Below are 20,705 nucleotides of genomic sequence, written 5' to 3' on the forward strand. Positions count from 1 at the left end.
TCAGGCCAGGTCAGGCCCCGGCTTTCACCGCCTGCTGCCATGCGATGCCAATCAGTTCCGGCAGCACCCGCGCGCGATCCTCGGCTTGCGCAGAAGCTGCTGTGCCGCGCAGATAGCGGCCCTTGATGCCGTGGAAGATCGCGGCGATGCGGAAGAAGTTGAACGCCATGTAGAAGTCGTAGCCCGGCATCACATCGCGGCCGGTGCGCGCGCAATAGGCGGCGAGGTAGTCCGCCTCGCTCGGGATACCGAGCGCGGCGATGTCGCACCCGCCGAGACCCGCCACGATATGCGGCGGCATGTGGTACATCATCGCGTTATAGGCAAAATCGGCGCCGGGATGGCCCAGCGTCGAAAGCTCCCAGTCGAGCACCGCCAGCACGCGCGGCTCGGTCGGATGGAAGATCATGTTGTCGATGCGGAAATCGCCATGCGTGATCGACGTGGCATCGTCGTCCGCCGGGATGTTGGCCTGCAGCCACGCGATCAGCCGGTCCATCGTCTCGTCGCGTCCGGCGTCCACATCCTCGAAATACTGCTTCGACCAGCGGCCGATCTGCCGCTCGAAATAGTTGCCCGGGCGGCCATAGTCGCCAAGCCCGACCGCCGCGTAATCGACCGAATGCAGCTGCGCCATGGTCGCGTTCATGGCGTCGAAGATGGCCGCGCGTTCGGAGTTGGACACGCCGGGAACGGTCGCATCCCAGAAGATCCGGCCCTCGACCATATCCATGACGTAGAACCACGTGCCGATCACCGTATCATCGGTGCACAGGCCATAGACATGCGCGACGGGGAAGTTGGCGCGTTCCAGCCCGGTCAGCACCCGGGCCTCGCGATCGACCGCGTGCGCGCCCTTCAGGGTCTGGCCCGGCGGCTTGCGGCGCAGCACATAGGATCGCGTGGGCGTGACCAGCTTGTAGGTCGGGTTGGACTGCCCGCCCTTGAACTGCTCGACGTGCAAGGGTCCGGCGAAACCATCGACATTGGCCGTCATCCAGCCAGCCAGCGCCGCCTCGTCGAACGCATAGCCCTCGCGGACGGTGGTGGTGCCAAGGTTCGCGTCGGCGGCCGTGCCCATCAGTGCTGTCCCTTGAGGAAATCGCGCTTGATCTTCTTGGCGAGGCTCCACTTGTGCACCTCGGTCGGACCGTCATAGATACGGAATGCGCGCACTTCGCGGAAGACCTGCTCGACGATGGTGTCGCCGGTTACGCCCGATCCGCCCATCACCTGCACGCAGTTGTCAGCGATCTTCATCAGCGCCTCGCTGACCGAAACCTTGGCCATCGAGCTTTCGGCGGTGCCGAGCGACCCTGAATCGAGCACGCCGGCGCACCAGTCGATCATCAGTTCGGCCTGCTGGATCAGGATCATGTTCTCCGCCAGCATGAAGCCGACGCCTTCGTGATCGATCAGCAGCTTGCCGAACGCCATGCGCTTGCAGGCGTATGCGGTCGCGATTTCGTGGGCGCGGATGCAGCAGCCCAGCCAGCGCATGCAGTGCGACAGGCGCGCGGGCGAAAGGCGGACTTGCGCATACTTGAACCCTTCGCCGCTCTGGCCCAGCATCTGGTCGGCGGGGATGCGCAAGTCCTTGATCGTCAGCGTCGCATGGCCGCCGGGCATCGAGCTGTCGATGGTGTCGGGCACGCGATCGATCGTGATTGCGGGGTCCGGCAGATCGACCAGGAACATGCAGGCGCCGTCTTCGGACTTGGCCATGACGATGCCCACGCTCGCGCCCTGATAGCCGGTGATGAACGCCTTGCGCCCGTTGACGACCCAGCGGTTGCCGTCCTGCCGGGCAGTGGTCAGCATCATCGACGGGTCGGAGCCCGCGCCGCCTTCGCTGGCGGGCTCGGTCATCAGGAACGCCGAGCGCGCCTCGCCCGAGACCAGTTTCTTGAGGAAGCGGTCCTTGAGGTCAGCGCTGCCGACGTGGCCGATAAGGTACATGTTGCCCTCGTCCGGGGCGAACGTGTTGACCGCCAGCGGACCGAGCGGCGACAGGCCCGACTTGATCAGCACGATCGCGGTTTCGCGCTGGGTCAGGTGGCTGCCGTCGGCCCGAATGTGCGGGGTCAAAACGCCCGCCGCGCGCGCCTTGTCGCGCATCTCCATGACCAGTTCGTCGGTCGGGCCATGCCCATGGCCCTTCACGCGCGGATCCTTCTCGTAAGGAATGACGACGTCGCGCACGAACGCTTCGACCTTCGCCGCGATGTCTTTTGCCCGCTCCGTCATCTGATGCTCTCCCACTTTGATCGGCCGTCCATGCTGCAAGATTGTGGAACAATCAATTGGAACTTGCGTCAGTCGCCCGCCCGCCCGATACGTCCGAGATGATCGAAGTTTCGCAGGCCGGTACCGTCGAACGCGTTTATCGCGGCATCCTGCGTGACCTAGAGGAAGGCCGGATGGTGCCGGGGCAGCGCCTGGTCGAAACCGATCTCGCCACGCGCTATGCCGTGGGCCGGAATGCCGTGCGCGAGGCGATGCAGCGGTTGGCGGCGCGCGGTGTGGTCGATCTTGCGCGCAATCGCTCGCCCGCGATCCGCTGGCTGGATCGGGCCGAGACGCTGGAAGTTCTCGACGTCGCCGAAGCGATGACCGCGCTGGCGCTGCGCTCGGCGGCATCGCGATATGATCGCGAACGCGACAGCGCCGCGCTGCAGAAGACGATGGAACTGCTGCTCGAGGCCGACCGGATCGACGAAATCGGCGCGTTCAGCCGCGCGCGCCGGCACTTCTACCGGGTGCTGCTGGAGATCGGCGGCAACCGCGAACTGCAGCGGCTGTATCCCGCCATCGGCATGCACATCATCTACGCGCAGTACCAGACGCGTCGCCTGCGCGGTATTCGCCTGGCCGACTACCGCGCGATCATCGATGCGGTATCGTTGGGCGATGCCGCCGGTGCCGAGCAGGCCGGGCGGACGCATGTCGACCATGTTCGTGCGAGTATCCCGCACGACGCTCCGGCTGGATAGCGCGCTCGATCCAGGCGAGAGTTACTTCCGGCCCGGCCGGAACAGGATGGTCAGCAGGAACAGCACCGTCCTGAAGTTCATCAGCTTCAGCGCGGCGCGCGCCTGGTCCGGCGTAAGCACCGCGCGCACCGGCAGGGTGCCCATGATCTGGCCGTGAATGATGAGGTCGTTGCCCTCGGGCACCAGCTTTTCGACCGTCATCAGGCTGTCGTTGTCCTTGGTCAGCAGTTCCATGGCGCGCGTTCCCTAGTAGCTGGTGAAGCCGGCATCGAGCGCGATGCCGAGCCTTTGATAGATTTTCATCGCCGAAGCGCGGCCGCCCAGCGTGGCCAGGCCGCCGGGATGCGTGGTGCAGCCGGTGAGGAAGAGGCCCTCGATCCCCGGGATCTGGTATTGCGACAGTTCGGGCGTGGGTCGCGCGCCGAGCAACTGGTCCGATGTCATGGCGATGCCCATGATGTCGCCCTTGCGCATGATCCGGCTGTGCGCATCGTGATCGGGCGGGCATTCGATCAGCCGGCCGAGAATTTTCGAGCGGTCGATGTTCCTGGTGAACTTGCAGAACCAGTCGAACAGCGCGTCGGCCGCCTTTTGCTTGTCCACCGCCCAGCCGTCCTTGGTCTGGTACGGCGCGAAGCAGTAAAGGTAGAGCGCGGTCATGCCCTCGGGCGCGCGGCTCGGATCGAAATTGCTTTGCGGTCCGCCCAGCGGTTGCAGCGTGTCATAGGGAAATTCGCCGCGGCGATAGGCCTCGAACGGTCGCATGAAGTTGTCCCAGTCGGGCTCCATGCACTCGACCAGAATCGCCTCGTCATAAGCCTTGCCGCCGATCCATTCGATCTGTTCGGACAACGCGATCTGCTGGTTGATCGCGCCGTATTCGCTCAGCTTCACCGCTGCCGCGCGGTCCGCGATGCCTTTGTCGATGCCGGGCACCATCCTACCCATGTCCCACGGGTGCAGGTTGGCGACGACCGCTTTCTTCGCGAAGATTTCCTCGCCGTCCGAGGTTCTCACGCCGTCGATCTTGCCGCCGCCGCCGATCAGGCCATCCACCGTCACCCCGGTGCGCAGTTCGCCGCCGTGGTGCTGCAGGCAGGCGATCAGCGCATTGGTGACGCTTTTGGCGCCCCCGACCACGGTCGCCATCTCGTATTTGTGACCCAATCCTAGGATCAGGTACATCGTCAGGCCGGTGCCAGGGTAGTCGGGCGCGCTCATCACTTCGGACGCCCACTTGGCAAGGTGGACTTTCACGTGCGGGCTTTCGAACCGCGCGTTGAGGAAGTCGATCACGTTGCCTTCCAGCTCGGCGCGGATCTTGCGGCCCTTTTCGCTCGAATCGAGCAGCCGCATGAACCCGTCGTGCGGCATCGGTGGCATGAAGAACCCGCGCGACAGCAGCGGCAGCAGCTCGTTCGCTTCCTCGACCAGCTGGGTATAGGCGCGCGCATCGCGTTCCGAGATCGCGGCGATCTCCTTCACCGCGCGGCCGAAATCGGTGTAGCTGATCAGGCCCGCACCATCGGGATAGAGCGAGGCGAACGGGGCGGGGGCATAAGCGAAGCGCAGCCCGAAGCGCGTCTCCAGTTCCAGCTCGTTGTCCTTCAGCGCCGGATTGGCCAGCAGCATCAGGTAGCCCATCGCGTGCGGATCGTGGGTGAAGCGCGGATCGGTGTGGACCGAGACCACGCCGCCGCCGCACTGTTCCTCGCGTTCCAGCACCAGCACCGAAAGGCCGGCTTTGGCCAGATAGCACGCGGTGGTCAGCGAATTGCTGCCCGCCCCGACGACGACGATGTCATGGCTCATGGATCCACCTTCGCTGGCGTGCCGCGTGCGGATGCAATCCGCCGCGTGCTGCGCCTCACCCTCTTATGGGCACACGAATATGGCTTCAGCAATCGGTATGCAAGCAAATCGTATGCTTGCGACTAAACGAGCGGCGGTGTTCAGTCGTCGTTCTTGAGCGCCTCGCGCAAGTTGCCCTTCATCGTGTGCAGCACATCCTCGGCGAGGTGGATCTGGTCGAGCGTGATGTCCTTCATGATCACCGAATTGAGCGCACGGCCGATCGACTGCATCTGTTCGATGATATCGTAGCCTTTTTCGGTGATGAACACGCGGCGGATGCGGCGGTCTTCCTTGTCGGGGCGCCGTTCGACCACGCCGCTGGCCTCGAGCCGGTCGATCAGCCCGCCCACGGTGACTTTGCCGACTTCAAGCTCGCGCGCCAGATCGGCCTGGATCGCGCCTTCGGTCTCGTGCCGCGACAGCGCCGACAGCGCGGACCACTGGGCGCGGGTGATGTCGAGGCCCTTCAGCCGCTGGTCGAACAGCGTGCGCCGCATGCGCGACACATCGTGGACCAGGAAGCCAATCTTCAGATAGGGTTGCGGGGCGATCTTGCGGGCGGGCTTCGGTGCCTGCTTGCCCGTGTCAACAGCGGTTGCCATGAAGTTCCTGTTCCCCTGTACCAGTCGGGCGGCGCGCATTTGCATTCAAAAACGAATGATATACTTGCATATGGTCATGTTGCAATGATGTTTGCACGGTGCGGCTGTCTGTGCCCAGCGTCAGTCGTCCGCCTCGAACCCGATGATGTCGGAATAAGTCTGCGCGATGCGCGCATCGCGGAACGGCGCGTAGTCTTCGCAATCCATGAATTCGCGGATCTTGGCGAGCGACGGGTACGACAGGATCGCCATGTACTGGGTGCCGTCGTCCGCTCCCTCGAACCGCTCCACGCGATTGCCGCGCGCGACGTATTCGCCGCCGTAGCGCCGCAGGATTTCGGGGACTTTCGCCTGGTATTCCCTTGCCCACGCCAGGTCATGAAACTTCATGCGAACCACGAGATAAGCCGTCACAGCTGCGCTCCCCCATCCACCGCCAGCGCCTGCCCGGTAATGAACGCGGCATTGTCCGAACACAGGAACGCCACCGCTTTGGCCACTTCCTGCGCCTCGCCCAGACGGCGCAGGGGCGTGTTCTTCACGATCTGCTCGACCAGTTCGGGCCCCCAGGTGTGAGCGATGTGGTGCGCGGCCAGCCCGGCGTTGATGAACCCCAGCTCCACCGTGTTGGCGCGGATGCCGTTGCGGCCTTCCTCCTTGGCGATCACCTTGACCAGCATGTCGATCGCGGCCTTGGGCGCGGCGGACAGCAGATCGGCCTTGGGCGGCTGCTTGAGCGCGCATGTCGACAGCGCCAGCAGATTGCCAGCCTTGCGCGGTTTCATGTGCGCCAGCGCCGCGTGGAACAGGTTGAAGCAGCCATTACCGTCCACCGCCATCACCCGCGCCCATTCGGCGGGGCTGATCTGCGCGGCATAGCGCATCTCGAACGCCGGGCCGGCGGCATAGACCGCGTTGGCGATGGGGCCTTCGTCATGCTCGATGGCATCGATCGCGGCGCGCACCGCGTCGGCATCGGCCAGATCGACCCCGATCGCCCGCGCGCCGCCGCCCAGCTCAGCGACCAGCGCGGCGGCCTTCGCCGCGTTGCTGTGGTAGGTGAACACCACGCGATCACCTTGTGCGGCGAACTCACGGCAGATTGCGCTGCCGATGCCGCCCGATCCCCCGGCTACAAGCGTGATGCGCGTCATCGATCCCCCAGCACTTTGCCCGAACCATAAGCTTCGCGCCCGCCGGGCATTTCCGACAGGTACGGCATCCGCGTCAGCTGGTTGCCGCCGTTGAGCTGCAACTGCGATCCGGTCATGTACGACGGCCCGACCAGGAACAGCACGCCGTTGGCGAAATCCTCGGGGTAGCCGATCCGGCCCAGCGGCACCTCGCGCGCGTTGACCGCCTCGAATTCGGGGTTTTCGAACGCTTCCTTGGCCATGTCGGACTTGATCGCGGCGGGGATGATCGAATTCACGCGGATCGCTCGCGGGCCGTATTCGAGCGCGGCATAGCGCACCAGGCAATCGGTCGCCGCCTTGGCACAGGCATAGGCGCCGTGCGGCAGGATCGGCTTTTCCGCGCTGATCGACGAGATGATCACGATCGACCCGCCGATCCCGCCCCGATCGATCGCGGCGGCCATGTGTTTCACGAAATAGAAGTTGCCGAACAGGTTGACCCGCACCGCCATGTCGAGTTGTTCCTGCTCGATATCCGCGATCAGGCTGATCACCGGCTGGCCGGCGGAATTCACTGCGATATCAAGCCGTCCATACGTGTCGATCGCGGCGGCGGCGAGCGCCTTGACGTCACTTTCATCGCCCGCGTCGCACTTTACCGCCAGCCCGCCGATCTTGTCTGCGAGTCGTTCGAGGGGGGGCAGCGAGCGCGACCCGACGACCACTTTCGCGCCGTTTCTGGCCAGCGATTCGGCGATTGCCCAGCCGGTGCCGCCTTCGGCCGAGCAGCCGAGCACCACCGCGACCTTTCCGGCCAGGTTCACGCTGAAGCCTTCGAAATCGGGTGTCGTCGTCATTCGTTATCTCCTTGGGCCAAAGCCCTGCGTGGCCGGATCGATGAAGCGGCCTTCCTGTTCCAGTTGGCGCGCGATGGTTCCGCGCAAGTCTTCGAGCAAGGTGCTGCCGGACGCATCGCACCCGGATTCGGCGGTTGCGGCGCGCAACGCGGCCAGCCCGGCGCAGACGCCCTGCCGCAGCGCGCCGACGTCGGCCGCCATCATCCCCAGTGACGGATAGACCGTCGGATCGAACGGCGGCCGTGCGGCGATCGCCGGATCGACGCTGCGTCCGTGCGCGACGAGCCATTGCGCCACACGCGGCAGCAGTTCGTTAAGCGCGGCGCGCTCGTCGTGCAGCAGTTGTCCTTCGACCTCCACCCGCAGCGTGGCGATCCGCAACATGTGGCCGACCGTCGCGGCGGCGCTGCGCGCGTTCTGCGTGGTCAGTTCGGGCTGCAGCACGCTGGCGATCGTGCGTTCGACGGTCTTGAGCATCTGCGCGGCGGTGGGAACGATCATGGGGTTATTCCACCGTTTCGTTGAGTTCGGCGAACAGTTCGGCGCTGGGCGGCGAGCACAGGCCGATCGCGGCGCCGAGCACCTGCTTGCCCACGTGCATCACTTCGGTCCCGGTCCAGGTCTGGCGGATATGCGCGTCGGGGTTGGCGGCAGCGATCGCTGCGGTGCGGTGGCCGAACACCACCATGCGCAGCGCGCGCATCACCCCATAATAACTCACGGACTCAGGAGTGACCCGGATACCACTGATTTTGTGATAGTAATCGAGCGCTTGCGGCAGACTCCAGATCGTTTCGCCATCGCGCAGGACCACCGGCAGGAAGTTCTGCAGATGGGCGAAATCGTTGGCGGGATCGCCGATCAACGCTTCTTCCCAGTCGCTCATCGCCACGATCTTGCCATCGCGGAAAACTTCCTCGCCCAACCCGTTGGTGCCCTTGCACAAGCTGATGCGCGGTGCGGGCGGGGCATGGTGGGCCAGCCATGCGAACGCTTCCTCCATCACCGGGATCGCCTCGCACTGGAACGTGGCGAGCTGTTCGCGGATCACGCGCAGGCAATGCGCGCCACAATCGGCCTCGTCGCGCGGAGCGCCGAGCAGTTCTTCGAAACCTGCCGCGCGCCAGTCGGCGGTGTGGACGACGGCGAGATTTCGCAAATGTTCTTTCGATATTGCAATGCGATAGTCATCGAACCTCGGGTCGGGATTGATGAAATCGGGCAGTTCCCAGCTGCCTTCGATCTGTTCGCGCACGAAGAATGGGCGCGCGGCATGGGCCGGATCGTCGTCCCACCACAGCGCGCGGGCGATCGGCACGGCGGTGCGACCCAGCCGCACGTACATGCCGTATTCCTGCTCGAGCGAGGTCGGGATGGTCGAACCGCTCGGATGATCGGCGCGGAAGACCAGCTTTTCCAGCGGGCCATCCTGCCGCCGGAACGAGACGAACCACGTCTCCCGCGATGATCCGCGCGCGAACTTGGCGGCTTCCTCCACCATGACCGGCACGCCCAGTCGGTGCGCAAGGTAACGATCGATGGGTTGCTTCAGAAGGTCCATTATTCAAACCCATACGGCGCATAGCGGCCATTGATCATCAACTCGACCTGGCCCGCACCGCGCGTGGTCGTGCCATCGGGCGCGATCGTGGTGATGTCACCCAAGTATTCGAGCCCGTGGATCTTCTGGTTCGTGTCGAGCCCGGTGTTGAAATCGTCGCGCGCCTTGTCGCCGATGGCATAAGGCGTGAACTTGAACGGCTGCACCGAAAAGTCGAATTCGTCCCATTCGAGCGCGAGCGTTTCCGAGCCGTGGTAGGTGTGGAAGGTGCCGCCATCGGTCCAGCTCCCGGCAGTGTAGCCCATCGTCTGCACCACCCATGGCGGCGCGGCGGCGGTAATCTCCTGCCGCCATGGCCGCCCTTGGGTATCGGTGAGGTGGATGGTTGCTCCGGCAAGGATGCGCGTGCCCGGCTGGAAGCGCAGTTCGTGGTGGCCCGAAGCGAGTTCGATCTCCTCGTCCGCCCAGCCGCGGAACAACCGGCCCTCGAACGGGGTGCCGAACACGTCGTTCATCTTGACCTGCTCGCCATCCGCGGTTTCGTGAAAGTGGTAGAACCCGCTGATCTCTCCGGTGCGGAACACGGTCCAGAAGCGTAGCGCGCGCGCTGGCCCCGGGGCGTTGCGCGGCGGCAGCAGCACCGGATCGGGCGCAAGCGGCGCGCGGGCGGCGTACAGCCCCCAGCTGTGGTCGCGCGTGCCGGTCCAGCGATCGGGGCTGACTTTCCATTCGCTGTCGCGCAGGCGGATGTGGCCGCTGCATACGCCGGGCTGCGAATAGCGCGATTGCTCGGTGGTGCGCCGGCCCCGATTTTCGGAGTAATGGTGCCCTTCAAGGTAGGGCGCGCTGGTACCTTCCCACAGCACGTCGAATTCCAGTCCGCTGTCGTTGGGCAAAAGCTGCAGGCGAATCTTCTTCAGCGGTTCAACGAAAATAATCTCGTAAGACCCCACTTTCAGGGAAAAATCCGGTCGCCACGCGCGGTTGAACCGCACCGTGAGCTGTTGCCCGCGCACGTTGAGCAGGGCATAGCCGCCGACCATGTCGGTGTTGGGGTTCACCCGCATCCCGGTGGCGAGGAACACCCCGTCGTCGGGGCTCATCACCCCGAAATAATAGCCATCGTCCCAGCTGTAGTCGGTCGATGGAATATGGCTGAACGCGTGCGGCGACTGGTGGACGGGAAATTCGTCGTAAGGCGTCAGCATTTTTCATCCTCTCGGCAGCGTTTGGCTTTTGACATCCTTACGCTTGGCAATAGTATGCTTGCATACAAGTTCCGGGAAGGGAAGCGCGAAAAATGGCCACACAACTGATGCCGGACGTGGCATTCCACGAACCGTCGCTGCTTGCCGATCCGTTCGCGTTCTACGCCGCCCAGCGCGGCAACGCACCCGTCGCCTCGGCCGAAGGACCGGGCGGGCAACGATTTTTTCTCGTCATCAGCTACGCCATGGTCGAGGAAGTGTCGAAGCGCGCGGCAGACTTTTCCAGCCAGATGGGCCACTTGCTCATGGCCGGAGGCGATGCCTCGCCCGAAGTCGCGGCGATTCTGGCGCAGGACTGGATCGACCCGGCGCGGCTGCTGATTTCGGACGACCCCGACCATAAACGCTATCGTGCCATCGTCAATTCGGTCTTCGCGCAAGGACGCATCGCCAACATGGCGCCGACCGTGCAGCGCATCGCCGATGAACTGATCGACGATTTTATCGAGGCGGGCACCTGCGATTTCGTCAACCGGTTCGCGGTGCTGCTGCCGACCTACATCATCGCCGACATCCTGGGCCTGCCGCGCGATCAGTATGCCAAAGTGCGGCAGTGGTCCGACGGCGTGATCCGCATCGTCAGCCGCATGGGCACGCCGGCCGAGGAGCTGGAGGGGGCGAAAATGGTGCTGGAGATGCGGCGGTTCATCAAGGCGACCATCGCCGCGCGGCGGGTGAAGCCCGAGGATGACCTGATTTCTCTGCTGATCGCGGCGCGCGTGGAAGGCATGGACCCGCTGACCGATGACGAAATCGCGCCATCGGCGTTCGAGATCGCGGTGGCGGGCAACGAGACCACGCGCAACACCCTGATGAGCGGGCTGGCGCGGCTGATCCGCGATCCGGCGCAGATGCAGGCGCTTGGCGCCGATCCTTCGCTGATGCCCGGCGCGGTGGAGGAACTGCTGCGCTATGAAACGCCCGCAACATCGATGTGGCGGATCGCCACGCGCGACACGCAACTGGGCGGAGTGGACATCCCGCAAGGCGCCGCGCTGCTGTTGCGCTATGACGCCGCCAACCGCGATCCGGCGAAATTCGAGAACCCCGAGAGGTTCGACATCCGCCGCAAGAACGCGCACCAGCAGGTCGCGTTCGGCGGGTTCGGGGTGCACCGCTGTTTGGGCCAGATGCTGGCGCGCAAGGAACTGGCGATCGGTTTCAACACGTTGCTGGCACGTCTTCACAACCTGCGGATCGTGGAGGGCAGCGATACGGATTACTGGCCCGGGCTGCTCCATCGCGGCATCACCAGCCTGACCATCGCGTTCGATCCGGGCGCGCGCGTCTTTCCCAAAGCCTGAGAGGAGCAATCACCATGCCGGCACCGATCATCACCGAAGGCGATTGCTTCATTTCGCGCTTTACCCTGAAGCCCGAACGGCGCGACGAATTCCTCGCGATGTTCACCGGACTGGTCGACAATTTCCGCGATGCGATGGGCGAGACCACCCACTTCGTGTTCTATGGCTGGAGCCGCGCGGGCGAATATGTCGCGATCGAAAGCTGGAAAAGCCCGGAGATCGTCGCGGCGGTGCGCGCCGATCCGGCGTTCGTCGATCTGATCGGCAAGCTGCTCGATTGCTGCGCGAAGCCGATGCAGATGGAAGTGTTCAACGCGATGAATTCGGACGGCAGCGTGTTCACGCTGAACCCGGTGGGCAAATCCACAGTCCATCCCGACGTGGGCGTGGGCGCGGCGTTTATCTAGCGATCACGCTCCGGCCGGCGCTTCCCGGATCGCCTTGAGCACCAGCGGCGTCATGACCACGAGCCACGCGAAGAACGCACCGGCCGCCAGCCAGAAATCGAAGAACCCGTTCCACGCGAACGGTCCGCTGCGGAAGATGTAGCCGAGCCCGCCGGGCAGGAAGAGCAGCACCGCCCAAACGTTGAAATAGGCCACCCAGCGCGGGAACACCGGCGTTGCGCTCTGATCGAGCAGCGTGCCCAGCGCGATTGCGCCGAACTGGGCGATGAAGGTGGGGAAGGCCGGGATGATGATCAGCCAGCCGAGATCGTTGAGCAGTTGGGTCAGCGCGGGATCGCGTTCGGGGCGGAACGCGGTGGTGGCGAAGATCATGATCGGGAACATCACGGTCAGCACGCCGATCGATCCGGCGCCCAGCTGAAGCAGTGCGGGCAGGCGGCTGGCGGTCTTCATCCGCCACATCTGCGCCGAAATCACCCCGACGAACGCGGCATAGCCTGCCATGCCGAACAGCCCGATGATCATGCCGCTGCGGATCATCCCGGCGTTCGCTGCATAGAGGGTGGCGACCTCCTGCGCGGACAGCGAAGGGGCGGGCGGGGGGATGAACCCGGCCATCAGCAGGCCGATGCCGAACGCGCCGGCGCAGAACACGCCGCCCCACGCGCAAATCCTCTGGTCTATCGTACTCATCCCGGTCCCCCCGATTGCGCCGCTCAGCCGCCGAAGAAGCCTGCCAGCATTGCATCGACTTCCTTGTCGCCCATCGCCGCGCGCGCGCCGAGCAGTTGTTGCGCGTCCTGCCCGGCGATGTAGCGCGTGTCAGGATCGTCGGCGTCGAGCGCGCCAAGGATCACGGCGGCGACCTGATCGGGGGTCGATCCGCCGCCCTGGCCGTCGTACCCGGCTTGCGCCGCTGCGGCGAAGCCCTTGTACACAGTGCCATAGCGCGCCGCCTGATCCGGCATGAGGCCGCTTTCCATCTTCTTCGTCAACGCGATCTGGTCGCTCACCATCGGCGTGCGCACGCCGCCCGGCTCGACCATGATCACCTTGACCCCGGTGCCCGCGATTTCCTGCCGCATCACGTCGGCCGCGCCTTCCAGCGCGTATTTCGACGCGGTGTAGGCGGCGAGGAACGGCATGGCGATCTTGCCCGACATCGATGTGATGAACAGCAGGCGTCCCTTGCTGGCCCGCAAGGCATCGAGCGTCGCCTGGAACACCGCGATGCCCGACAGCGTGTTGATCTCCAGCGTGCGGCGATAGCTGGCGAGCGTTGTCAGTTCGGCCGGGCCGATCGTACCGATCGCGGCGCAGACGACCACCTGATCAAGCCGTTCGAGCCCGGCGACCAGCGCACGGACCTGCTCGAGCGCTGCATCGGCATCGTCGAGGCGCAAAAGGACTGTCTGCGCAACGCCGGGGACATCGCCGGCCAGCTGCGCGGCCTGCGCCTCGTCGAGAACGGTGGCGATCACCTTGTCACCGCGCGCCACAAGCTGGCGGGTCACTTCCATGCCGATGCCGCCGGCCGCACCGACGACGAGTACCGTGTTGCTCATACCGTTTCCTTCTTCCCGTGAGCGGCGGACAGTTCGATCGCCGCGATCATGCGATGGCGCTGCACCGCGTCGTCAAAATCGGGACAGGTCCGCGTGCCGTCACGCATGTCGTTGGCGAACCGGCGATAGGCCTGCGCGACGTTGAGGGCCGGTCCGGCAAGGCTTTCGGGCACCCAGCGGTGTTCCGCCGGGATCGCCAGCGGCGAGAGGCCCTGCTCCTCGCCGCGCCCGCCCATGACCGCCAGATCGAGCATCTGCGCGTGGCCACCGAACGAGGTAACCTGCAAATCGCCCTCGGTGCCGTGGATATCCCACAGCAGCCCGGACCCGCGCGTCATGCCGGACCGGTAATGGACCGCCGCGACCGCGCCGTTGGCCAGCCGCCCGGTGAAGGCGACTTGGTCGGGGCTGGTCTTGGTGCCGGTTTCGCCGGTTTCGGCATTGAGGAACTGCGGCTGCAGAACCGCCATCGTTGCCGAAAGCTCGGTGATTTCACCCAGGCAATGGCACAGCGCATCAAGCGTGTGGCCCATCGGGATGGTCAGCATCGTCGCACCGTTGGCCTTGTCCATCGTATAGGCATTGGGGATGTCGATGACCGGCCCCCAGACCAGCCCCGATCCGACCAGCGTGGTTGACAGCACTTCCCCGACATAGCCATCGGCGATCAGTTTGCGGATATAGTCGATCGCGGGCGCCGAGCGCGCCTGCATCCCGACCGCGCAAGCGATCGCCCGGTTGCGGGCGTCCGCCGCCATCGCCTCGGCTTCGGCCAAGCCATTGCCCAGCGGCCATTCGCAATAGACATGCTTGCCCGCCGCCAGCGCGGCGGCAACCAGCTCGCGGTGCGCGGGCACTTTGACCGTTACCGCCACCAGATCGACCGCCGGGTCGTTCACTAGGTCGCTATAGTTGTCATAGGCTTTGGGCACGCCGAGTTCGGCGGCAGCGGCGCTCGCCGATTCCATCCGCGTGGTGCTGAGCGCAACGATGTCGTATTCGTCGAGCGCCTTGAGCGCGGGCACATGCGCCACCGCGCCCCAGCTGCGCCCCGGCTGCATGCCGATGATGCCAACGCCGATTTTCTTGCCTGCCACGCTTATTTCTCCTGCCCGTAACGCCAGATGTAATCGTTCCACTGCACTTCCTGTGTCTCACCGTGGCCGGTGCGTCCGTTCCAATGCCATTCAACCAGCCCGAGGTGGACGTTGGCATTGGGCCAGCCCGACCAGTTCGATTGCGCGATGACGGTTCCGGTCAGCGTGTAGATGTCGCCCTCGGTGTCTTCCATCGTGATCTCGTGGCTGATCGGGCGGCACATCGGGAATTCCCGGCGGGTGATCTTGGACGCGCGTTTCAGGCGGCGCTGTTCCTTGCCCACTTGCACCCAACCGTCGCGGAACGCGGTTTCGGCAGTGATGTCATAGTGGCCGACCCATTCGGGCCCGCGCGCGGGATCATCGTGCGCGCCCAGGTTGAAGGCGAAATCCTCGCCGAACACACCGGTCACCCAGGTATAGGGCGGCAGCGGTGCGGCATCTTCGGGGCGCGGCTCGCCCCACGACCGGTCGCGCACGTTGTAGCAATCGACATTGTAGGCCGTGCCGCGCAGCACCAGCTTGCCACGTCCGCGCATCACCTGCTCGAAATGCTGGTTGTTCGATCGCATCAGCGGTGCGGCGGTGCCTTCGAACGTGACGTCGACCGAGGTTTCGCGTGCCGGATCGTCGAAGGTCAGGCGCATCTTGCTGATCGGCTCGATTACCTCGACGCGCATCGAGTTGGGGAAGCGGATATCGCTGCCGTCGCCCACGATCGTGCCCAGCTTGTTGAACGCGCGGATGTCGAACAGCTCGCACGCCAGCGTCTGCAGCTTCATGCCCTGGTAGATCATGAGACCGCCGGTCACGACATCGAGATTGGGATGCGTCCAGCAATAGGCGAAGGCGTTGATCTTCGCCTCGGGCACGTTGAAGCCCCAGTACCAGGTCTGGGACACCGAATCGGCCTGGTTGGTCCAGCCGGTCTGGAAAAATTCGTGGCGCGGTTCGGCCAGGCCGAAACCCCCGCCCAGATTGGCATTCCAATCGGTTTCGCTCACCGTGTCATCCTCGTCCTGTCGCGACGCTTGCATGCGCCGCAGTTGCCGGGTGATAGCATTTGCATGGCGTTGCGCCATCCAGTTTGTTAGCACACTATCCGCAAGCGTCCGATTCTGGGAGAGAAACATGCTGATACCTGCCGGCCGGCTGCTGGCCGCGCTCTCGACCGAGTTCGGCCGCCTGCTGCCCAAGCTCGACGATGCGGGAACGGATGGCTCCGCCGGGCAGGGCATCGCCAACGCGCTGCTGCTGCTGTCCAACCGCGAGACGGCGGGGTCGGCGTTCGTCGATGCGCAAGTCGATGCGCTGTGCGCCGTGCTGGCGGTGGCCGAGTATATCGCGCCGCACGGCAACGCGGCGATGTTGCGCGAAGAGGCGGACGCAGTGCGGGCCGCCGGATCGCTGGCGGAAAAGGAAGCGGCGTGGCGCGATCTGCTGGCGCGCACGCAAGACTTTGCCGGTGCGATGGCGGGTGACCCGGCGTTGTCGCCGGCGGATCGCGCGCGGTTGTGCGCCGCGTTCGTCGCGTGGGAAGCGCAGGACCGGCTGGCGCAAGCCGCCCCGGCCGATGCGGTGGCGGACAGCGGCGAAGTCCAGATCACCCGCGAGAACCTGACCGCCTACTTGCGCGATCGCTTTGCCGAGCCGGGGCTGGAGGTCACCGCGCTCACTCCGCTGGCGGGCGGGTTCGGCAAGGAGACGATCCTGTTCGACGTGGCGGGACAGGCGCTGTCGGGTTCGTTCGTGATGCGGCGCGATCTGGCGGGCGGCGCCTCGCTGACCAATGACTGCCACCGCAACGCGATGGAATACCCGGTGATCCTGGCGGCCCATGCGCGTGGTTTCCCGGCGCCCGACGCGGTGTTTCTCGATACCGAACATGCGGCGCTGCCGGGCGGCGATTTCTTCGTGATGCGCAAGTCGCCGGGCAAGATCGGCGGCAACTTCTTCGGCGCGCAGACCGCGATTCCCGCCGATCTGGTGGACAGCATGGCGCAGATCATGGCGCGGCTGCACAGGCTGGAGCCTCTGACCGAACTGGGGAACCACAACCCGGCGATCCGCGCCGAACTGTGGACCAAGACCCGCAGCGAGGCGGCGCGCGACTATATCGCGGGGTGGCGCGAATATTTCCTGGCGAACAACCACATGCCGTCGCCCTCACTGATGGCGCTGTATGGCTGGCTGCTCGACAACGTGCCCGATCGGCGGGGGCGCCCCTCGCTGCTCCACGGCGATTTCGGTTTTCACAACTTCCTGTTCGACGATGGCAAGCTGACCGCCGTGCTCGACTGGGAATTCGCGCATATCGGCGATCCGGCGGAAGAGCTGGGCTACGTCCGCGAAACCATCGGCGATGCGATCGACTGGCAGCAGTTGACCGCGCTGTACGAGGCAGCGGGCGGCGATCCGGTGGACGAGCCGACCTTGCGCTATTTCCGGGTGTGGGCGCATGTGCGCAACGCCAGCGCCTCCAACCTCATCTCGGCCAACTTCATCGCCGGGCTCGCCGACGACCTCAAGCTCGCCTATCTCGCGCACGTCCACTTCCCGATGTTCATCAGCGCGGCGCAGGCGTTGATTGCGGGCGGCGGCGTTTAGCCCAGCACAGCCCGTGCAATCAGCCCGCGCTGGATCTCGTTGGTGCCGCCGAAGATCGACCAGCAGCGGCCGTAAAGGTACTGGTGCGCCATCGCGCTGGCCGACTGCTGCACGGACAGCGCGGTGGCGGGGGGCAGGTGCAGGTCGGCCGGATCGTGCGCCGCGCCCAGCGGTCCCTCGATTTCCAGCGCGATCTCGCTGATCAGTTGCAGGATCTCGGTCCCGCGGATTTTCAGCACCGAGGCCTGCGGGCCTTCCTTCGATCCGCCGCCCGCCCACGCCGACACGTAGTCCTGTTCCAGCGCACACAGCGTCAGCAGCTGGATTTCCGCATCGGCCAGCTTCAGGGTCATCCGCTCGCGGTGGGGCGACGCGGGCTGCGCATAGAGCAGCGCCTTGACCTGCCCTAGCAGGCGCAGCTTGGGGCCGGTATCGGCAATCGCGACGCGCTCGTTCGAGAGCAGGAACTTGGCGATGGTCCAGCCCTGACCCTCTGCGGCGACGAGGTTCTCTGCCGGAACGCGCACGTCGTCGAAGAATATCTGGTTGGTGTGGTGCTGGCCGTCGATCGTCACGATCGGGCGCACGGTGATGCCCGGCGTGGTCATGTCGATCAGCAGGAACGAGATGCCCTGCTGTGCCTTGACCGTGCTGTCGGTGCGGACGAGGCAATGCATCCAGTCCGCCCAGTGCGCCTCGGTCGTCCACATCTTGGTGCCGTTGACGACGTAGTGGTCGCCATCACGCACCGCCGTGGTCTTGAGCGAGGCGAGGTCGGACCCGGCGTTGGGTTCGGAATAGCCCTGGCACCACCACACGTCGCTCGACAGGATTCCGGGCAAGTGGCGCGCCTGCTGTTCGGGCGTGCCGAACGCCTGCAACACCGGGCCGACCATGTTGACGCCGTAAGGAATGACCATCGGCGCGGCGTTGAGTGAGGCTTCCTGCAGGAACACCAGCTGGCGCTCCAGATCCCAGCCCGCGCCGCCGTGTTCGAGGGACCAAGCGGCGGCGAACCAGCCGTGATCGCGCAGGATCTTCTGCCAGCGGACATAGTCGTCCTTGGCGATCTCCAGCCCTTTGCGCCCCTTATCGGCAATGTCGGTAGGCAGGTTGGCTTGCACGAACGCGCGCACCTCGGCGCGCCATGCGGCCATGTCGACGCTGTCGGGCAGGCGCGCGCCGCCCAGCTTCGCAAAACGCGCGCGGTGGGCATCGGCGCTGCCCAGTTCGGCGCGGATCGCGGCGAGGCGGCGCATATAATGGCTGACGTCGAGTTCGTCGGACACGCCCATGCCGCCGTGAAGTTGCACTGCATCGTGGCCGATCAGGCGGCCGGCGGTGTCGGCCGTGGCCTTGGCGGCGGAGGCGAGCGCGGCGGCATCGGGTGCGCTGCTGTCAATCGCGTCGATCGCGCGGTCGGTCAGTGTGCGCGCTTCCTCGGCGGCGGCGAACATATTGGCCGCGCGATGCTGCAGCGCCTGGAACGTGGACAGCGCCACGCCGAACTGCCTGCGCGTGCGCAAATAGGCGAAGGTCGCGGCGTTGAGTGCTTCAAGGATACCGACGGTTTCCGCCGCCAGACCGACGGCGTAGCGCGCCAGCAGGTCGTCGATGGATGGCGCATCGGGCAGGGCCGTGGCCGCCGCGCCGTCAAACGTCAGCGAAGCCGCCGACGAACCATCAATCAGGCGGAAGGCTGTACGCTCAATGCCGCCCGCTTCGACACTGTGCCAGCCAGTGGCTGTCGAGACGATGAAGGCGTGCGCGATGTCGCCATCGCGCACCACCGGCTTGTGGCCGCTGACCGTGCCGCCCCCGGCCGTGGTGGTTACAGGATCGAACGGGTCGGCGCTCTCTGCGTGTGCGATCGCAAGTACGCGCGTCCCTGCGATGATCGCCGGAATTTCATCGGGTGCGGCCAACCCGCATAGCGCCGTGGCCAGCACCGGCTCGACCGCAAGGCTGCGGCCGACTTGCGCCATGACCACCGCCAGATCGCGCATCGTGCCGCCAAAGCCGCCCGCGTCCTCGCTGAAGGCCGCGCCGAGAATGCCCTGTTCAGCCAGCAGCGGCCACAGCGCCAGCCGGTCGGGCGCAGGGCCTGCCAGCCTGAGCCGCCGCGCCTCGAACGCGTTTTCGGCGTCGAGCAGCCGCGCGAGCATGTCGCCCAGCATGGCCTGCGTTTCGGTTCGGGCGAAGAGCATCGGCGGGGCCGCCTATTCGATGACGGCGAGGACCGTCCCGACCGGATAGGTTTCACCGGTTGGCTTGAGGATACGCAGCGTGCCTGACGCTGGCGCATCGACTTCCTGCGTCGATTTCTCGCTTTCGAGCGAATAAAGCGGCTGGCCTTCGGTGACCGCGCCGCCATCGGCGACCAGCCATTCGGCCAGTTCGCCCTCGTTCATGGAAAAGCCAAGTTTGGGAAGGAGGATTTCGGTTGCCATTGTTCAGCCCATGAGCAGTTTGACGGTGGCGGCAATGTCCGCTGGTTGCGGTGCAAACGCGTCTTCGAGCGGCTTGGAGAAAGGCACTGCGCTGAATGCGCCGCCCAGCCGCTTGACCGGGGCCTTCATCGTTCCCCACAGCTCGTCGCCGATGGTCGAGGCGATTTCGGCGCCGATACCGAACTGCCTGACGGCTTCATGCACCACCAGCGCGCGGCCGGTCTTGGCGCAGGACGCGAGCACGCCTTCCTTGTCCCACGGAGAAATCGTGCGCAAGTCGATGATCTCGACCGAAATGCCTTCCTTCGCCAGTTCCTCGGCCGCTGCGGCGGCGCGGTGGACCATCAGCGAGTGTGCCACGATGGTCACGTCGGTGCCCTCGCGTGCGATCCGCGCCTTGCCGATGGGCACATGCTGGCCGCTGACCGGACCGGGGTTCCAGTACGTCGGCAGGTTTTCGATGAACAGCACCGGATCGTTGTCCTCGATCGCCGAGCGCATCAGGCCATAGCCATCGTCGGGGCACGAAGGCGCCACCACCTTGATCCCGGCGGTGTGGGCGAACCACGCCTCGAGATAGTCGCTGTGCTGGCCCCCGGTCTGGAAGCCGGTGCCGGTCATCGTGCGGATCACGATCGGCACGCTGGTCTGCCCGCCCGACATGAAGCGCAACTTGGCGGCGTGGTTGACGATCATGTCCATCGGCACCGCGATGAAGTTCATCAGCATGATCTCGGCCACCGGACGATAGCCACCGATCGATGCGCCGATCGCCGCACCGATGATCGCCTGTTCGGTGATCGGGGTCGACTTGACGCGGTCGGTGCCGAACTTGGTCGACAGCCCCGCAGTGACGCCCATGACGCCGCCGCCTTCCTTGTCGCCCACTTCCTCGCCGAGCACGAGCACCTTGGGGTCGGCCTCCATCGCATCGTGGAGCGCCTTGTTGATGGCCTCGACCATCGTCATGGTTTTTGGCGTCATTGTTTTGGGTTCGGTCATGT

The 20,705-nt window shown here is 65.3% G+C and carries 22 protein-coding genes; 4 read left to right on the forward strand and 18 right to left on the reverse strand.

Annotated elements, in window-relative coordinates; genetic code table 11:
• Positions 1 to 10 precede the first annotated feature (10 nt).
• Together NL2_RS03335 and NL2_RS03340 are read right to left on the reverse strand one after the other, a co-directional pair.
• The gene (locus NL2_RS03335) at positions 11 to 1,081 is read right to left on the reverse strand and encodes a phosphotransferase (protein WP_068071694.1); all 1,071 of its coding nucleotides are present in this window, start codon (positions 1,079 to 1,081) and stop codon (positions 11 to 13) included.
• Entirely contained in the window at positions 1,081 to 2,247 is a 1,167-nt protein-coding gene (locus tag NL2_RS03340) for an acyl-CoA dehydrogenase family protein (RefSeq protein ID WP_068071696.1), read from the reverse strand. Before NL2_RS03340 ends, NL2_RS03335 begins: the two co-directional genes overlap by 1 nt.
• 56 nt (positions 2,248 to 2,303) lie before the next feature.
• Between NL2_RS03340 and NL2_RS03345 the strand changes: the two genes are divergently transcribed.
• Positions 2,304 to 2,993 (forward strand): GntR family transcriptional regulator, encoded by a 690-nt coding sequence (locus NL2_RS03345; protein WP_245647554.1) that lies wholly within the window; start codon positions 2,304 to 2,306, stop codon positions 2,991 to 2,993.
• A gap of 21 nt (positions 2,994 to 3,014) precedes the next feature.
• Here the strand turns inward: NL2_RS03345 and NL2_RS03350 are convergent, their stop codons facing one another.
• The 9 genes from NL2_RS03350 to NL2_RS03390 form a co-directional block, all read right to left on the reverse strand.
• Positions 3,015 to 3,227, reverse strand: a complete 213-nt coding sequence (locus tag NL2_RS03350; RefSeq protein WP_068071698.1) for a hypothetical protein — start codon at positions 3,225 to 3,227, stop codon at positions 3,015 to 3,017.
• A 12-nt stretch (positions 3,228 to 3,239) separates the two neighbouring features.
• Positions 3,240 to 4,805 (reverse strand): phytoene desaturase family protein, encoded by a 1,566-nt coding sequence (locus NL2_RS03355; RefSeq protein WP_068071700.1) that lies wholly within the window; start codon positions 4,803 to 4,805, stop codon positions 3,240 to 3,242.
• 140 nt (positions 4,806 to 4,945) lie between these two features.
• Positions 4,946 to 5,449, reverse strand: a complete 504-nt coding sequence (locus tag NL2_RS03360) for a MarR family winged helix-turn-helix transcriptional regulator (protein WP_084355824.1) — start codon at positions 5,447 to 5,449, stop codon at positions 4,946 to 4,948.
• A 120-nt stretch (positions 5,450 to 5,569) separates the two neighbouring features.
• Positions 5,570 to 5,863, reverse strand: coding sequence for a DUF1330 domain-containing protein (locus tag NL2_RS03365; protein ID WP_157083008.1), 294 nt, complete (start codon positions 5,861 to 5,863; stop codon positions 5,570 to 5,572).
• Positions 5,860 to 6,603 carry an SDR family NAD(P)-dependent oxidoreductase gene (locus tag NL2_RS03370; protein ID WP_068071704.1) on the reverse strand — a complete coding sequence of 248 codons (744 nt, stop codon included), beginning with the start codon at positions 6,601 to 6,603 and terminating at the stop codon, positions 5,860 to 5,862. The genes NL2_RS03365 and NL2_RS03370 overlap by 4 nt, the downstream gene beginning before the upstream one ends.
• Positions 6,600 to 7,442 (reverse strand): SDR family NAD(P)-dependent oxidoreductase, encoded by an 843-nt coding sequence (locus NL2_RS03375; protein WP_084355825.1) that lies wholly within the window; start codon positions 7,440 to 7,442, stop codon positions 6,600 to 6,602. The genes NL2_RS03370 and NL2_RS03375 overlap by 4 nt, the downstream gene beginning before the upstream one ends.
• Before the next feature lie 3 nt (positions 7,443 to 7,445).
• The gene (locus NL2_RS03380) at positions 7,446 to 7,943 is read right to left on the reverse strand and encodes a hypothetical protein (RefSeq protein WP_068071706.1); all 498 of its coding nucleotides are present in this window, start codon (positions 7,941 to 7,943) and stop codon (positions 7,446 to 7,448) included.
• 4 nt (positions 7,944 to 7,947) lie between these two features.
• Positions 7,948 to 9,003, reverse strand: a complete 1,056-nt coding sequence (locus NL2_RS03385) for a phosphotransferase family protein (RefSeq protein ID WP_068071707.1) — start codon at positions 9,001 to 9,003, stop codon at positions 7,948 to 7,950.
• Positions 9,003 to 10,211 carry an Rv3169 family protein gene (locus tag NL2_RS03390; protein WP_068071709.1) on the reverse strand — a complete coding sequence of 403 codons (1,209 nt, stop codon included), beginning with the start codon at positions 10,209 to 10,211 and terminating at the stop codon, positions 9,003 to 9,005. The genes NL2_RS03385 and NL2_RS03390 overlap by 1 nt, the downstream gene beginning before the upstream one ends.
• A 92-nt stretch (positions 10,212 to 10,303) precedes the next feature.
• Between NL2_RS03390 and NL2_RS03395 the strand changes: the two genes are divergently transcribed.
• Together NL2_RS03395 and NL2_RS03400 are read left to right on the forward strand one after the other, a co-directional pair.
• On the forward strand, positions 10,304 to 11,575 hold the full coding sequence (locus NL2_RS03395) for a cytochrome P450 (RefSeq protein ID WP_068071711.1): 1,272 nt from the start codon (positions 10,304 to 10,306) through the stop codon (positions 11,573 to 11,575).
• A gap of 14 nt (positions 11,576 to 11,589) precedes the next feature.
• Entirely contained in the window at positions 11,590 to 11,982 is a 393-nt protein-coding gene (locus NL2_RS03400; RefSeq protein ID WP_068071713.1) for a putative quinol monooxygenase, read from the forward strand.
• 3 nt (positions 11,983 to 11,985) lie between these two features.
• Here the strand turns inward: NL2_RS03400 and NL2_RS03405 are convergent, their stop codons facing one another.
• From NL2_RS03405 to NL2_RS03420, 4 genes are read right to left on the reverse strand one after another with little or no spacing between them, the layout of a single operon-like run.
• Entirely contained in the window at positions 11,986 to 12,675 is a 690-nt protein-coding gene (locus NL2_RS03405; protein ID WP_157083009.1) for a hypothetical protein, read from the reverse strand.
• 23 nt (positions 12,676 to 12,698) lie between these two features.
• Positions 12,699 to 13,547 (reverse strand): SDR family NAD(P)-dependent oxidoreductase, encoded by an 849-nt coding sequence (locus NL2_RS03410; protein ID WP_068071717.1) that lies wholly within the window; start codon positions 13,545 to 13,547, stop codon positions 12,699 to 12,701.
• Entirely contained in the window at positions 13,544 to 14,644 is a 1,101-nt protein-coding gene (locus NL2_RS03415) for a Gfo/Idh/MocA family protein (RefSeq protein WP_084355826.1), read from the reverse strand. Before NL2_RS03415 ends, NL2_RS03410 begins: the two co-directional genes overlap by 4 nt.
• A 2-nt stretch (positions 14,645 to 14,646) precedes the next feature.
• Positions 14,647 to 15,648: a DUF7064 domain-containing protein gene (locus NL2_RS03420; protein ID WP_157083010.1), complete on the reverse strand. Its 1,002-nt coding sequence runs from the start codon at positions 15,646 to 15,648 to the stop codon at positions 14,647 to 14,649.
• Between the two features lie 127 nt (positions 15,649 to 15,775).
• Here NL2_RS03420 and NL2_RS03425 point away from each other — a divergent pair, with 127 nt between their 5' ends.
• Positions 15,776 to 17,251, forward strand: coding sequence for a phosphotransferase family protein (locus tag NL2_RS03425; protein ID WP_068071721.1), 1,476 nt, complete (start codon positions 15,776 to 15,778; stop codon positions 17,249 to 17,251).
• Here NL2_RS03425 and NL2_RS20630 read toward each other — a convergent pair.
• The 3 genes from NL2_RS20630 to NL2_RS03440 are packed head-to-tail and all read right to left on the reverse strand — an operon-like array spanning position 17,248 to position 20,685.
• The gene (locus tag NL2_RS20630; RefSeq protein ID WP_084355829.1) at positions 17,248 to 19,458 is read right to left on the reverse strand and encodes an acyl-CoA dehydrogenase family protein; all 2,211 of its coding nucleotides are present in this window, start codon (positions 19,456 to 19,458) and stop codon (positions 17,248 to 17,250) included. The two genes, NL2_RS03425 and NL2_RS20630, sit on opposite strands and share 4 nt — an antisense overlap.
• 12 nt (positions 19,459 to 19,470) lie before the next feature.
• Entirely contained in the window at positions 19,471 to 19,701 is a 231-nt protein-coding gene (locus NL2_RS03435) for a biotin/lipoyl-containing protein (RefSeq protein ID WP_068071723.1), read from the reverse strand.
• Positions 19,702 to 19,704: 3 nt separating this feature from the next.
• Complete coding sequence (locus tag NL2_RS03440; RefSeq protein WP_068071957.1) at positions 19,705 to 20,685, reverse strand: alpha-ketoacid dehydrogenase subunit beta; 981 nt, start codon at positions 20,683 to 20,685, stop codon at positions 19,705 to 19,707.
• Between the last annotated feature and the right edge of the window lie 20 nt (positions 20,686 to 20,705).

Source organism: Novosphingobium lentum NBRC 107847, from assembly GCF_001590965.1.
In the GTDB taxonomy this organism is placed as follows: Bacteria; Pseudomonadota; Alphaproteobacteria; order Sphingomonadales; family Sphingomonadaceae; genus Novosphingobium; species Novosphingobium lentum.

Coding starts and splice junctions, on each gene's coding strand:
- NL2_RS03335 (WP_068071694.1), bottom strand. CDS start 1,081: ATGGGCACGGCCGCCGACGCGAACCTTGGCACCACCACCGTCCGCGAG.
- NL2_RS03340 (WP_068071696.1), bottom strand. CDS start 2,247: ATGACGGAGCGGGCAAAAGACATCGCGGCGAAGGTCGAAGCGTTCGTG.
- NL2_RS03350 (WP_068071698.1), bottom strand. CDS start 3,227: ATGGAACTGCTGACCAAGGACAACGACAGCCTGATGACGGTCGAAAAG.
- NL2_RS03355 (WP_068071700.1), bottom strand. CDS start 4,805: ATGAGCCATGACATCGTCGTCGTCGGGGCGGGCAGCAATTCGCTGACC.
- NL2_RS03360 (WP_084355824.1), bottom strand. CDS start 5,449: ATGGCAACCGCTGTTGACACGGGCAAGCAGGCACCGAAGCCCGCCCGC.
- NL2_RS03370 (WP_068071704.1), bottom strand. CDS start 6,603: ATGACGCGCATCACGCTTGTAGCCGGGGGATCGGGCGGCATCGGCAGC.
- NL2_RS03375 (WP_084355825.1), bottom strand. CDS start 7,442: ATGACGACGACACCCGATTTCGAAGGCTTCAGCGTGAACCTGGCCGGA.
- NL2_RS03380 (WP_068071706.1), bottom strand. CDS start 7,943: ATGATCGTTCCCACCGCCGCGCAGATGCTCAAGACCGTCGAACGCACG.
- NL2_RS03385 (WP_068071707.1), bottom strand. CDS start 9,003: ATGGACCTTCTGAAGCAACCCATCGATCGTTACCTTGCGCACCGACTG.
- NL2_RS03390 (WP_068071709.1), bottom strand. CDS start 10,211: ATGCTGACGCCTTACGACGAATTTCCCGTCCACCAGTCGCCGCACGCG.
- NL2_RS03395 (WP_068071711.1), top strand. CDS start 10,304: ATGGCCACACAACTGATGCCGGACGTGGCATTCCACGAACCGTCGCTG.
- NL2_RS03400 (WP_068071713.1), top strand. CDS start 11,590: ATGCCGGCACCGATCATCACCGAAGGCGATTGCTTCATTTCGCGCTTT.
- NL2_RS03405 (WP_157083009.1), bottom strand. CDS start 12,675: ATGAGTACGATAGACCAGAGGATTTGCGCGTGGGGCGGCGTGTTCTGC.
- NL2_RS03410 (WP_068071717.1), bottom strand. CDS start 13,547: ATGAGCAACACGGTACTCGTCGTCGGTGCGGCCGGCGGCATCGGCATG.
- NL2_RS03425 (WP_068071721.1), top strand. CDS start 15,776: ATGCTGATACCTGCCGGCCGGCTGCTGGCCGCGCTCTCGACCGAGTTC.
- NL2_RS20630 (WP_084355829.1), bottom strand. CDS start 19,458: ATGCTCTTCGCCCGAACCGAAACGCAGGCCATGCTGGGCGACATGCTC.
- NL2_RS03435 (WP_068071723.1), bottom strand. CDS start 19,701: ATGGCAACCGAAATCCTCCTTCCCAAACTTGGCTTTTCCATGAACGAG.
- NL2_RS03440 (WP_068071957.1), bottom strand. CDS start 20,685: ATGACGCCAAAAACCATGACGATGGTCGAGGCCATCAACAAGGCGCTC.